Below are 13498 nucleotides of genomic sequence, written 5' to 3'. Positions count from 1 at the left end.
GCAGGCTTTTCATCTCCGTCAACCCCTCGTGAAGAGGAAGTTGTCGCCGCTGCACTTCAACCCGCCGTAGCGTCTTTCCGTGTAGCGAGCCGCCCATCATAGCCGGCTTTTCCGTTTCGTCAACACCTTTCGGTGTTTCCGATTCGCCCCGTTCGTTGTTGCGGTGCTTGAAGAAGCGCCGCCGTCCTGAGCGAGGTCGCGCAGTTTATCGAGCCTGTGCAGAAGTGCAAGCACTTTTTGACACGGGCATGACAAAGCGCCGAATTTCTTAGGCAGGCTCCAACACGGCAAGGACACCAGCACGCTCCATGGTCACCTCTATATAGAGTGGTGCGCTCCACGCTTCGGTACCGCTGACTGGTTGGCTCGGTAAGAATGCAGGGCCCGGAGGAGCCATACGATGCCGCCAGCCCGCAACCTGTTCCGCGATCTATCCCTGTCAGCGATTGCCGCAGGCTTTGTCACCGTGCTGGTGGGATTTGCCAGTTCTGCGGTGATCGTCTTCGAGGCGGCGCGACATCTGGGCGCGGACCAGGCGCAGATTGCATCGTGGATGTGGGCGCTTGGCATCGGCATGGGCGTGACGTGCATCGGGTTGTCGCTGCGCTACCGCGTGCCGGTGGTGACGGCCTGGTCGACGCCGGGTGCGGCGATGCTGATCGGCAGCGCCGCAGGGGTTCCCTTGCGTGAGGCGGTCGGTGCGTTCGTGGTTGCGGCGGTGCTTGGGCTGGTGGCCGGGTTCTCCGGGTTGTTCGAGCGGGCGATCAAGCGCATGCCGGTGTCCCTGGCGTCCGGCATGTTGGCCGGGGTGCTGCTGCGCTTTGGACTGGATCTGTTCGTGGCGATGCAGAGCCAGCGGGTCCTGGCAATGGCGATGCTGGCGACCTATCTGGTTGGCCGGCGCTGGTTTGCGCGCTATGCGGTGATTGCGACCTTACTGGTGGGCATTGCGATTGCGGCGGGCGGTGGGCTGATGCACTGGAATAGCGTGCAGCTGGAGCTGGCCTATCCGGTACTGGTGGTGCCTTCGCTGTCGTGGGCGGCGGTGGTCGGGCTGGCGATTCCATTGTTCGTCGTGACGATGGCCTCGCAGAACGTGCCCGGCGTGGCGGTGATCCGCGCGTCCGGCTACACGGTGCCGATCTCGCCGACGATCGGCTGGATCGGTGTGGTCAATACGTTGCTGGCGCCTTTCGGCGGCTACGCCTTGAACCTGGCCGCGATCACCGCGGCGATCTGCATGGGCCGCGAGGCGCATGAGGACCCTGCCCGGCGCTATGCCGCCGCAGTGAGCGCGGGCGTGTTGTATGTGGTGATCGGCTTGTTCGGGGCGACCGTGGCGGCGGTCTTTGCGGCGTTCCCGCGCGAGCTGGTGATGGCGATTGCCGGGATCGCGCTGCTGGGCACCATCGGCAATAGCCTGGCGGCAGCCTTGCGCGAAGATAGCGAACGCGAGGCGGCATTGGTCACCTTCCTGGTGACGGCCTCCGGGCTGACCTTGGGCGGGATCGGTGCGTCGTTCTGGGGGCTGGTGGCCGGGACCGTCACCCTGTTGCTGTTGCGGCCGCGCGTTTGACGCGGCGATTGCAGCTCAGCGCTGGCAGCGCTGCCGGGGCCCGATGTCCTTTGGTGTGTTCCCTCAGGCTTTGAGCGGTACCACCACTGATCGATACGCAGTGACTCAAGACACCGAAGGGGCGCATCGCTGGCCGGGTCGCTGGTGAGGCTGCCCGACGCGATGGATGCGGCAGCAGCGGCCGCCTGCAACCGCCACTCGACGTCGATGCGTCGGGCGGCGCTTATTCCGGATCGCGCAGCTGCAACAGCCAGTGGGCGATGACGCCGCTGGGGCTGGGCAGCGGTTCGAGATGGAATTGGCGATAGATGGGCGAGCCATCGTGGGCGCGCAGCGGCAGGGTGACGTAGGCGGCGCGGCCCAGGCGCAGGGCGTCCTCGAGCAGTTCGACCTTGGACCTGGCGGCATCGTCGGCCACCAGGGTCAGAATGTCGCAACCGATCAGCTCGGCAACCTCGGCCTGGCTGAGGTCGGCGAATGCGGGGTTGGCGAAGATCAGCCGGTGCGCGGCGGCGGCGGCGCCCCGCTCGATAATGGCCACGCCGTCGCGCAGACGCGACAGCGAGGCTTCCAGCAAAGTGAAATCCTGCTGGAAGCGCTTGCGCTCCATCAGTTCGATCAACACGCGCAGGCTGCGTGCCGACTCCAGGTGCAGAGGCGACCAGCGGCGCGCGCGGCCGCTCACGGTTTCCTGCCAGAGATCGAAGCTCTTGCGGGGCGACAGCCGTGAGTTGGGGATATCCGGCAACTTGGCCAACTGCGGGTTGCCGGCCCATTTGACCTGCTGCACCTGTTCGCGGCGTGTCCATAGCAGCGCGCTGCGCGATTGCGGCATCAGCGGCACGAAGATGAAACCGGCCGCCAGTGGCGCGAGATCGGCCAGCTCCGGGAACACCTCGCCGATGGCATCCACATGCAGGGCGCCGACGGCGTCCTCGCGCAGCGCCTCGTGGTGCTCGGATTCGATGTGGTTGCGGATACGCCGGAGCGCGGCGGCATCGGGCGTACTGCCGTGGCGGCTGATCTCGTTGCCATGGAAGATCGCCACTCCGTCGGCATCCACCACGTCCATCAGATCCGGCGCCATGTCGGCGAGCAGCTCCACGGTCATGTGGTCGGCGGCGTTGAAGTCGGTGATCAACTTTTCGCGCACGGTGAGCAGTACCGATTCCAGATGCGCGCGCGACACCGCCTGCAAGGCGCCGATGCGTCCGGCTAGCGCGCGGGTGACCGCATCGGTGGCATCGCGCATGGCGTGACTGGTGAAGTGCGGGCTGTAGTGATGGCAGGCGATCAGCCCCCACAGCACGTCGTTGACCACGATCGAGGAGACCAGGGTGGCGGTCACGCCCATGTTGGCCAGATATTCCAGATGCACCGGCGAGACGCTGCGCAGGCTGACGTCGCTCAGATCCACCGGGGTGCCCAGGCGCGGATGCAGGGTGGGCTCGATCGGCGATGGCCGGTAGCCGACATCGGCGATCTGGCGGACACGGTTGCGCAGGTACAGCGCGCGCGCTTGGGCCGGGATATCGGTGGCCGGGTAATGCAGGCCGAGGTAGGCCTCCAGGTCGGGTTGGCGTGCCTCGGCGATCACGTCGCCGTTCCACTCTTCGTCGAAGCGGTAAATCATCACCCGGTCGAAGCCGATCATGCTGCGCAGGCCTTTGGCCGCCCGCACCGCGGCTTCGGCGATGCCGGGATCGCGCTCGATGCTGCGCAACAGCGGCAGCGCTTCGCGCAGGGTGACGTCGATCAGGCGCGCGTCGCGCGGCTCGATTTCGATCAGCCACTGCTCGGGATACAGATGCCAGGCGGCCACCCAGGGGTGATCAGTGGGCGCAGCGCGCCTAGGGAAGCGCACCTCGGCATGCAACAGGTGTTGCGGTTGATCGTCCACTGCGAAGGGCTGCGCGTCGGGCAGCTCCAGCACCTGGGCGTAAGGCATGCCGAGCAAGGCGTCCATCGGCACGCCGAGCAGGTCGGCTGCGGTGGTGCTGGCCTGCACGATGCGGCCGTCGGCCGGTTCGATCACCAGCAACACGCCATAAGGCTGGATCAAGCCGGGGATGTGGATCGGCTCGCGCGCGCAAACATCCATATCCAGGGGTTCGGTGGGCTGATTCACGGGCACGGCTCCGCTGCGAGGCAAGTGTGGAAGTGGGCAAACATGGCCTGCGCACCAGCGATGGCGGCAGCCTGCGTGTGGGGGGAATCCAGGCGCTGATCGAGGACCGCCTGGAAGCGGCGCCAACCGGCGGGGTCTTCGTCGGCCAGTTCGAAATACTGCAGCGCATCGGCCAGGCCGGGCTGGTGCTTGCGTAGACCGCGCGCGATGACGCGGCCGCCAAGCTGCGAGCCTTCGACCACATACAACATGCCCCAGCGCGTGGCGTCGGTGCGCGCAGCGGGCAGTGCGATCGGCAGATCCAGTGGTTGATCGAGCGCCCGCAGGTCGGCACGCAAGGCCGGCACGCGGCGGCGATAGTGCCAGCCGTTGCCGACCAGGGTGCTGAGCCAATCGCCCAGATGCGTTTCGAAGCCGGCCAGCAAGGCGTGGTGGCGACGCAGGATCTGCGCATAGCTGGCGCGATCGACTTGTCCCTGCCCCAGGGCCTGCATCAACGGCACCGCTTCGACCAGGCGATGGGTGTCCTGGGTGGCGTGCCGCAGCACGTGCGCGGCCGATGGCGGAACAGCCAGGGTGTCAGGACACATAAGCAATCGAGGCGGTGCCGCGGCACGGAGTGCACCAGCCTAGCAGCGCCTGCGCAAATCAGATAAAGCGGACGCAAGTGCTGGATGAATACGTTGGCATCAGCCCTGCGCTGCCGGAGCGATGCCACCGCCCCGCCCCGCGCGCTTCCATGCCATCACCCACCCGGCGGCGAGTAGCACACCGGCCAGCAACCACGGCGCGCCGGGCAGATGCAGTGGCGCGCCACTGCCGATGAACCAGGCAAACACGTTGGCGAACAACAACGGCCCGGCGATACCGGCCAGGCTGATCAATCCGGTCAGTGCGCCCTGGACGCGACCCTGCGCATCGGCGCCGACTTCGCGGGTGATCAAGGCTTGCGCGGCCGGTGCGGCGATCGCCCAGAAGGCGCTGATCGGCACGCCGATCAGGAACGCCGCACCACTGTCGGCCAGCCCGTAGATGACGAAACCCACCACTCCGCAGCCCAGGCCCAACAACAAGGCGCGACGTTCGCCCAGCCAGCGCACGATCCGGCCGACCAGCAGCGCGTTGACGATGATGCTGCACACCCCGACCCCGGCCAGCACCCAGCTCACTTCGCGCGGACCCCAGTGGTACTGGTAACCGGCGAACAGCACGAAGATGCTGGGATAGACGTAATGCGCCAGGTTAGCCAGAAACACCACCGAGGCCAGGCCGAACACCTGCGGGTAGCGGCGTAGCAACTTGAGTGCGCCCAGCGGGTTGGCATGCGACCACTCCAGGCGCGCGGTGCGGCGCTCGGGCGGCAGCGATTCGGGCAGCACGAACCAGCCGTACAACACGTTCAACAGCGCCAGGCCTGCGGCAAACCAGAACGGCCAGCGCAAGCCGATGCCACCCAGCCAACCGCCGATCAACGGGCCGGCGACAAAGCCAATGCCGAACGCGGCGCCGAGCATGCCGAACGCGCCGGCACGTTTGTCGGCGGGTGTGACGTCGGCGATGTAGGCGTTGGCCGTGGAAAAACTGGCCGAGCAGATGCCCGAGATCACCCGCGCCAGCAGCAGCATCGGCAAGCTGTGGGCGATGGCCATCAGGATGAAATCCAGCCCCAGGCCCAGGCACGACAGCAGGATGACCGGGCGACGGCCGAAGCGGTCGGACAGGGCGCCTTGCAGCGGCGAGCAGACGAACTGGATGGAGGCGAACAGGAAGCCGAACCAGCCGATCCAGCCGGCGGCCACCACGTAATCGCCACCGGTAAAATGCCGCACCAGATCCGGCAGCACCGGAATGATCACGCCGAAGGACAGCACGTCGATCAGCACGGTGATGAAGATGAAGATCAACGCGGCGCGGCGGCGCCCCGGGGCTGGAGCGGAATCGGCGGAGAGAGACATCGCGCGGCCCAGGATGGCGAGGCGGGAAGTGTAGCTGCGGATTGGCTCGGATCGGCTCTGGGTGCGTGACCAGGCGTGGGCACGAGGCTTAAGCGGTGCGAGCGGCTGGATTGGGCTCGGCCGCAGGAGATTGGTGCAGTCGCTCTGTGGAGATCGCTTGGGTTTGGTGGGGCTTGTGCGAGCGGGCTGAGCGACTTGGTGCCTGAAGAGCGATGTCAGCTGATCTTTTTAGCTGCGAGCAGCGCCGGACGTGCGGGTGCGTTCGGCTGGGAGTTCTTGCTGACACCGTACCCTCATCCGCCCTGCGGGCACCTTCTCGCGGTGGGAGAAGGGAGCGGGTCGTGCGATGCGGCTTGGATGTCTCTCGGACGCATGGCGCCATGCTCAAGCCCCTCTCCCGCCGGGAGAGGGGTTGGGGTGAGGGTGCGGCGGCTGCGTGTGGTGCGGCTGCAGTGCGTCTCCAACCCGTTCCACCTTGCTCTCTGGCTCTCTGGCTCTACTGCCCTTCGGCCGCTGCATCCTTCATGCAGGCTCCAATCAAAGGAACTGCACGGCGATCAGACAGCGCGCGCGCCGTCGCAACGCTCAGCCGGATCGAATGGAGGCCACATCAACGCTCAACATCCGTTGACGCGCAGTCGCGCCAGCCCTCGCCCACGGCCACCCACAGACGATGTGTGCGGCCGGCTGGGTGGTGGGCCCGCACCACACCGGCTGCGGCGCAGGCCACCAGGTTATTCGACGCTGATGGTCTGGGTCAGGGTGTGGCTGGCGCCGGGGGCCAGTTCGATCACGTCCGGGCCGGCGTTGGCCGCTTCCAGGCAGACGTAGTCGCGCCAACCTTCGCCCACGTCGGCCATTTTCTTGCCGGCCTCCTCGCCCGGGTTCCAGGCCACCAGCGAGCGGCTGCCCTGGGTGGCGATGACGATGCGGCGGCCGAGCACCGGGTCGGTGAGGGTGTAGCGGCCGCCGGCGTTGGTGTAGATGCGGTCGCTGCGGCCGGGATCGCGCGGGTCGCGCAAGCTCCAGTCGCCTTGCTGGCGATGCGCAGTGGCGTAGTTCTCGTATTTATCGAGATAGTCCAGGCCGTCCAGGCCCTGCACGCTGACCTTGAGCGCGTCGCCGACGCGGAAGTAGTTGTGCAGCGCCTGGGTGAAGCGCACCGGGGCGCCGCCGGTGTTTTCGGTGATCAGGCGTTGTTCGAGAGTGCGGCCGATGCGCAGGGTCATGCGCAGGCGCAGCGCCAGATCGTCGAAGGCCGGCGGGGTGAGCGTGAGCACCACGGTGCCGTCGTCTTCGCGGTGGCTCTCGGTGAGTTGCCACGGCACGGTGCGCACGAACCCGTGCGCGGGCACGTCGCCGGTCTGGTCCTGGCGGCCGAAGTACGGCCAGCACACCGGCGCGCCGCCGCGGATCGGGGTGGGCGGCTGCTTGGCGAGCGGCGACAGCCACATCACGTCCTGGCCGCCCTTGGGCACGAACGACAGCAACTGGCCGCCGAACAGGCTGATGGCGGCAGTGGAGAACGGGGTGTCGATCAGCAGCGAGGGGAAGCCGTTGAAGTCGCCTGTGGTGAGGCCGGTGGTGTCGGACATGGGGGATGCCTTGTGGACGATGGGAGATTGGGCGAATGCGGGGTACGCGGCCGGCAGTTTGAAAGCGGTGCCGCGCACGGCGGCCATGCCGGTGAGCGGCGGCGCGGCACGCAAAGCGGTGAGGATGCGCTGGCCGGGGCGGCCGTCGGCGGGCTGCAGGCCCAGCCGGGTCTGCTCGACCTGGATGGCGCGGCGGGTGGCGCTGCCGACCATGCCGTCGGCTTCGCCGATCTGGTAGCCGCGGGCGAGCAGCAACTGTTGCAGGTCGCGGCGTTCCGGACGGCCCAGGCCGGGGTCGTCGGTAGGCCAGGCGGCAACCAGGCCGGGGCCGCCGCGCAGGCGATCGGCCAGCAGCGCGATCGACAGCGCGTAGCTTTCGGCAGCGTTATAGGCGTAGATCGCGTCGTAGTTGCGGAACACCAGGAAGGCCGGACCGGTGGCACCAGCCGGTAGCAGCAAGGCGGCCGGCGTCTCGCCGGGTAGGCCGGTCGGGGCCAGCGGCTTGCCGTCGGTGCCGAGCAGGCCGGCGGCCTGCCAGGTCTGCAAGGGTTGGCGGCGGGTGCGGCCGGCCTTGCTGACATCGAAACCGCGCGGCAGGGTGACTTCCATCCCCCAGGGGCGGGCGCGTTCCCAGCCAGCCTTGACCAGATAGTTGGCGGTGGAGGCCAGCGCATCGGGAATGCTGGCGACCAGATTGCGGCGGCCATCGCCGTCGCCGTCCACCGCAATCCGCGCATAGGTCGAGGGCATGAACTGGGTCTGCCCGAACGCGCCGGCCCACGAGCCGGTCAAGCCATCCGGCGACAGATCGCCCTGCTGCAACAGGCTGAGCAACGCGAGGAATTCGCCGCGAAAGAACGGCTGGCGGCGGCCTGCGCACGACAGCGTGGCCAGCGAAACCAACAGCGGGCGCTTGCCGGTGACGCGGCCGTAGTCGCTCTCCACGCCCCAGACCGCCACGATGGTGGCCGGGTCGACGCCGGTCTGCTCGGACAGGCGGGTGAGCAAGTCGTGGTGGGTGACCAGCATGGCCTGGCCGTCGGTGACGCGCTGGCTGTCGACCAGGCTGGCGAGGTAGTCCCAGATGGGCGTGGTGAACTCCGGCTGCGCGTCCAACAGCGGCAACACGCTGGGATCGGGCGCCAACCCGGCGGTAAAACGCTGGAAGCTGGCGGCGTCCACGCCCTTGGCGGCGGCCTGGGTCTGCAACCCGGCCAGGCAACGGTCGAAGGCCGGGTCGGCGCAGGCGACCAGCGGCAGCAAAGCCATCAACAGCGGCAAGGCGCGCCGGGTCGGCGTCATGGCGCGGTGGCCGGCGGGTGGACGGACGTCATGCGGTAAAGCGCTCCAGTCGCGAATCGGTCCGGAAGGATAGCCAACCTGGCTGGGTCGAGGCGTGCAAGCGGCGGCGGCGTGACGCGGTGGTTGCCGCGCGCGGCGGTGCGGGCGCGATGGATGTGTGGGCGGTGCGTTGGCTCAGCGGCTGCGGGCTGGCGCCCGGTGTCTGCTGCCGTCCTTGAACGGCACACACTCGGCATCGAGAGTTGTTCACCAGTCAACCGCTTGAATCAGGAGTGTGCAGGCGCTGGCCGGCTTGCGATTGCAGCTGGGGTAACGCGGGCGTCAGCGTTGACGCGTCAGCTGCCGTCGCCGGTGATGCCGCTCAGCAGCGACAGCGCTGGCGTGGAGGCGCCGGTCTCGACAACGCGGCGGAGGCGTGCGCGTCGCGGCGCATCGTGGCGAGGCCCAAAACGGACCATGCACGTGGCCAGCAACGCCGGCAACACGATTGCAAAGACCACCAAGGCCGTCAGCGCCCATTGCCAGAAGTTGAAGGTTGCCATGATCGCTGTCCGCCCCCCGCGGCGAGCTCCGCCGCGCGGCAAGCTTCCCGGATCGGCTGCGAACGCTGTGTCGACAAAGTGGCGCGATGGGCGCCGTTGGTCGGGTGAGGCGGCGATGGTGGAGATGCTGCATGGCATGGCGCATACCAATCACGGCTGCGCAGCTACCAGGCGGGCGCGGATGGTGCTCGGTACTAGCCTGGATCAGGCGTCCGCTTCGGTTCTGAGCGCGCGGTCCCTTAGGGAACGATGGCTCGGTGCGGGTTATCTACCGCGCTGCATTCCCGATGGTGCTGGTTGGAGGCTAGGACGGGCGGGTTGGAAGACATCAAACACGACGGGCGGCAGGGGGCGTTGAGGGTGGTCCTCCCCCTATGAGGGATTTGGAGGATTGGCCTGGGTCGAGGAGCGCGTGCGCCAGAGGACGTACCCTCATCCGCCCGTTGGGCACCTTCTCCCGATGGGAGAAGGGTTTGAATTGTCTCTGTCTGAGATATGGTCGCGCGCGGTTGCGCTTGCGGTGGTCGATTGAAGCGGCTGCACGTTTTTTACGTCGCCCTTTGCTCTGTCATTGCGACAAGTGTCGAAGCACGGATGCGTGAGTGGTCGTTCGTACGGTGGGTTGATCAACCACAGTTGCCCGACGAACCGGGCAGCACGTTGCGTTAAGTGCAGCGCCGCTGGCTGCACTTGGCGAGGGCAGACGTCGGAACACGGATGTACGCGCGGTGTTCGGCACAGTTGGACGATCAGCCACTACTGGCAACGGAAACGGCCAGCACGTTGCGCGGACTGCAGCGCCGCTGGCGGCACTCAGCGGGCGTCGAGGTAATACCAGCGGCCGTCTTCGCGGACGAAGCGGCTGTGTTCGGTCATGCGCACCGCGCTGCCGCCGCCGATGCGGTAGCGGGCCAAGAACACCACCTCGGCGGTGTCCTCGCCGGTGACGCTGGTGCGCTGGATGGTCAGGCCGAGCCAGGTGGTGCGGCCGCCTTCGTCCAGCGACAGCTCGGCCGGGCGCGTGGACGGGTGCCAGCTGGCCAACAGGTAGTCGACATCGCGGCGCACATAGGCGCTATAGCGCGAGCGCATCAAGGTTTCGGCATCCGGCGCAGCGGCACCGGCGTGGTAGAGCCCGCAGCAGCGCGCGTAGTCGGCGGGGCGGCCGCAGGGACAGGGATCGGTGGATGCAGAGTTCGCCATGGGGGGATTGTGCTTGATTCGGGATTCGGGATTTGGTGATCGGTGATCGGCAGGCGGCAGCGTCCATATGTCATGAGCGGTCTGCGGGGTTAAATACTCCTAGCTCCTGATCCTGCTGCTATTGCTATTGCTACTACGCCTGATCCTGCTACTCCAGACGCTGCTACGCCAGCCGCCGTTCCGTTAGCTGTTACTGCGGCGCATGCCGTCAGTGCACTCGCTATGCTGTCGCCCCCGTCGTGCGGAGCGCCGTTGTGCTGGAACTGATTCCCACCGAGTTGCCGTGGCTGCTGTGCATTGCATTCGTTGCCGGGTTGGTGGATGCCGCGGTGGGTGGCGGCGGGTTGATCCAGTTGCCGGGATTGTTTGCGACCTTGCCGCAGCAGGCGCCGTCGCTGATCCTGGGCACCAACAAGTTCAGCGCGATGTTCGGCACCGGGGCGTCGGCGTGGCGGTATGCGCGCACGGTGCGCTTCCCGTGGCAGCCGGTGCTGTATGCCACTGCGGCGGCGTTTACGTTTTCGTTTCTGGGCGCGACGGCGGTCAGCCTGTTGCCCAAGCAGGCGGTGCGGCCGCTGATTTTGCTGTTGCTGATCGCGATGTTGATCTACACGCTGATCAAGAAGGATTTCGGCGCGCTGCATCGGCCGCGCGAGATCGGTCGACGCGAGTTGATCACCGCCTTGGCGATGGGCGCGGCGATCGGGTTTTACGATGGGTTCTTCGGTCCGGGCACGGGGAGCTTTTTGATCTTCCTGTTCATTCGCTTCTTCGGGCTGGATTTTCTCCGCGCTTCGGCGGCGGCCAAGGTAGTGAACCTGGCCACCAACCTGGCAGCGCTGTCGTTCTTTCTGCCCAGCGGCCAGGTGATGCTGGCGCTGGGCATTCCGATGGCGGTGGCGAACGTGGCCGGCGCGGTGGCCGGCACGCGGATGGCATTGCGCGGTGGCACGCCGTTGATCCGCAAGTTGTTCCTGGTGCTGGTGGTGGTGCTGATCGGCAAGATGGGCTGGGATCTGCTGCACTGATCACGCTGCAGATGTCCTCGCCTTTCTAAAACTCCATGCTCAACGTCGCCGACAGCGTGCGCGGTGCACCCGGATAGTTGGTTGTCTGCGTCACCGGTTGCTCGATGTAAAAACGATTGGCGACATTGCGCAGCATCAACGCCAGTTGATAACGGCCGCCGAAACGGTACGCCGCCGAGGCATCGAACCGCGTGTAGCCGGCAATGCGGTAGCTGTTGTTCAAGTCGCCCTCGCGCTCGCCCACATGCACCGCACCGGCGCCCAAGGTCAGGCCGTACAACGGACCGGTGGCCACGTGGTAAGTGCTCCACAGGCTGGCGCTGACACGCGGCACACCGCGCAGGCGATTACCGACCGGAATCACGTTGTCGCGGGTGACCTGCGCATCCAGATAGCCGGCGCCGAGAATCATCCGCCAGTGTTGGGTAAGCTCGCCGGTGATGTCCAGCTCGACGCCGCGCACGCGCTGCTGGCCGGTGACCAGCACAAAGCCGCTGTTGTCCGGGTCGCTGGTGGCGACGTTGTCCTTGGTGATCTGGAATGCCGCAGCAGTGGCGAGCACGCGGTTGTCCAGCAGCGCGCTTTTCAGGCCGATCTCGTACTGGCGGCCGGTCTCCGGCGGTGCGCTGCCGCCGGCAAACAGCGTGGCGCTGCGCGGACGAAACGACGTCGACGTATTCGCATACAGCGACAGCTGCGGCGTGGCCTTCCACACCACACCCACACGCGGCGAGGCGCGTCGGCCGTCTTCGCGGGTACGCGCGCCGTTGTCCACGGTGGCCTGCTGCACGTCGTCCCAACGCACGCCGGCCAGCACGTCCCAGCGCTGCCCGATGCTGATCTGATCCTGCACGTACAAAGCGGCGTAGCGCGCATCGACCTCGATCTGCCGCGCCGGCACATAGCGGCCCGGCACTGCGCCCTGCACCGGATTGCTCACGCTGATGCGGGCCAACGGCGCGCGGGCTTCATCTGTCTGGCGATGCGCATCGACGTATTCGGCGCCGGCCAGCACCTGATGGCGCAGCGGGCCGGTGTCGAAACGGGCCAGCGCTTCGGTCTGCGAGGTGGTGGCGCGCACCTGCTGGTCCTGACGCACGGCGCGACGTTGCAGAAACGCACGGTCGGCGTTGAAGCCGGTGAAGTCGGCCACGTCGCGACCGCTGTCGCCGTCCTGGTGATTGAGGATCTGACGCAGCGTCAGCCACTCATTCGCGTCATATTCGATACGGCCGCGCGCAGTGCGCGAGGTGCCGCGATTGCGCGACCACGGCTCACCGAAACTGCGCTCTGCCGGGCCACGCACCACCCCATCGATGACGACCAGACCGCGATCGCCCGGGCTGGTCTGGCGGGTGTAGTCCAGATCCAGATCGGCACGCAGCTGCGCAGTGGGCCGCCATGCCAGCGAGGGCGAGACGAAGACGCGATCGCCATCGGCCTGCGCAGCGCGGAAGCTGCCAGTCTCCTGCGCGGCGGCGCTGACGCGGGCAGACAGCGTGGGACTCAGCGGGCCGGTGATGCTGGACTGCACGCGGCGCAAGCCATGTTCGGCCACCTGCAGCGACGCGTTGCCGCCGAACGTGTCGTCCGGCCGCAACGTGACCAGATTGATCACCCCGCCGGGCTCACCGCGCCCGTACAACACCGCCGCAGGCCCTTTGAGCACTTCCACCTGGGCGACATTGGCCAGGTCGCGCACGGTTTCGGTGAAGTTCTGCGCCGGGTTGAGCAGGATGCCGTCGACCGCATACGACGACGCTTCGAAGCCGCGAATGACGAAGGTTTCCGAGCGATTGCCCTGGGTACCGCCGGGCTGCACGTTGGATACATTGGCCACCACATCGACCAACCGGGTGAGTTGCTGCTCGTCGATCACCGAACGCGGCACCACCTGGATCGCCTGCGGGATGCGCTCCACCGGCGTCTGCGTGCGGGTGGCGCCGGCGGCTTTTTCCGGGCGGTACAAAGCGCGCCGCTCGCTCACCACGATGGCATCGAGCAGGCTGGCCTCCTGCGCGGCGGCCGGCATAGCGGCAAACAGGGACACCAACAACAACGGGCACGGCAGGGGGCGTGGGGTCATCGACATCTTCAGCGGGAGCGATGTGCGCGGTTGCGAACACACCAGGATCCGAGATGATAACGATTCTTATCTGCAAATGTGGA

General features: G+C 67.1%; 9 protein-coding genes. 2 read left to right on the top strand and 7 right to left on the bottom strand.

All coding sequences use genetic code 11. From position 1 onward, the window contains the following. Positions 1-400 precede the first annotated feature (400 nt). Positions 401-1576 (top strand): benzoate/H(+) symporter BenE family transporter, encoded by a 1176-nt coding sequence (locus tag ABQZ00_RS23690; RefSeq protein WP_323539074.1) that lies wholly within the window; start codon positions 401-403, stop codon positions 1574-1576. 223 nt (positions 1577-1799) lie between these two features. Here the strand turns inward: ABQZ00_RS23690 and bphP are convergent, their stop codons facing one another. The 6 genes from bphP to ABQZ00_RS23660 form a co-directional block, all read right to left on the bottom strand. Continuing rightward, positions 1800-3704, bottom strand: a complete 1905-nt coding sequence (gene bphP / locus ABQZ00_RS23685) for a bacteriophytochrome BphP (RefSeq protein WP_055852340.1) — start codon at positions 3702-3704, stop codon at positions 1800-1802. Next, positions 3701-4294: a biliverdin-producing heme oxygenase gene (locus tag ABQZ00_RS23680; RefSeq protein WP_055852343.1), complete on the bottom strand. Its 594-nt coding sequence runs from the start codon at positions 4292-4294 to the stop codon at positions 3701-3703. The genes bphP and ABQZ00_RS23680 overlap by 4 nt, the downstream gene beginning before the upstream one ends. A 99-nt stretch (positions 4295-4393) precedes the next feature. Next, positions 4394-5659, bottom strand: coding sequence for a TCR/Tet family MFS transporter (locus tag ABQZ00_RS23675; RefSeq protein WP_055852348.1), 1266 nt, complete (start codon positions 5657-5659; stop codon positions 4394-4396). Positions 5660-6393: 734 nt separating this feature from the next. After that, positions 6394-8556 (bottom strand): lytic murein transglycosylase, encoded by a 2163-nt coding sequence (locus ABQZ00_RS23670; protein ID WP_323539075.1) that lies wholly within the window; start codon positions 8554-8556, stop codon positions 6394-6396. Between the two features lie 335 nt (positions 8557-8891). Next, complete coding sequence (locus tag ABQZ00_RS23665) at positions 8892-9098, bottom strand: hypothetical protein (RefSeq protein WP_115526474.1); 207 nt, start codon at positions 9096-9098, stop codon at positions 8892-8894. An 813-nt stretch (positions 9099-9911) separates the two neighbouring features. Continuing rightward, positions 9912-10301, bottom strand: a complete 390-nt coding sequence (locus ABQZ00_RS23660) for a YchJ family protein (RefSeq protein WP_115560721.1) — start codon at positions 10299-10301, stop codon at positions 9912-9914. Positions 10302-10555: 254 nt separating this feature from the next. Here ABQZ00_RS23660 and ABQZ00_RS23655 point away from each other — a divergent pair, with 254 nt between their 5' ends. Next, positions 10556-11329 (top strand): sulfite exporter TauE/SafE family protein, encoded by a 774-nt coding sequence (locus tag ABQZ00_RS23655; protein ID WP_323539076.1) that lies wholly within the window; start codon positions 10556-10558, stop codon positions 11327-11329. Between the two features lie 25 nt (positions 11330-11354). Here ABQZ00_RS23655 and ABQZ00_RS23650 read toward each other — a convergent pair whose 3' ends face one another. Beyond that, on the bottom strand, positions 11355-13415 hold the full coding sequence (locus ABQZ00_RS23650; RefSeq protein ID WP_323539077.1) for a TonB-dependent siderophore receptor: 2061 nt from the start codon (positions 13413-13415) through the stop codon (positions 11355-11357). Positions 13416-13498 lie beyond the last annotated feature (83 nt).

This window comes from Xanthomonas sp. WHRI 10204, assembly GCF_040202875.1.
Classification (GTDB): Bacteria; Pseudomonadota; Gammaproteobacteria; order Xanthomonadales; family Xanthomonadaceae; genus Xanthomonas.
Note: the sequence above shows the minus strand (reverse complement) of the source record. Positions and strands in the feature narration are given on the sequence as shown.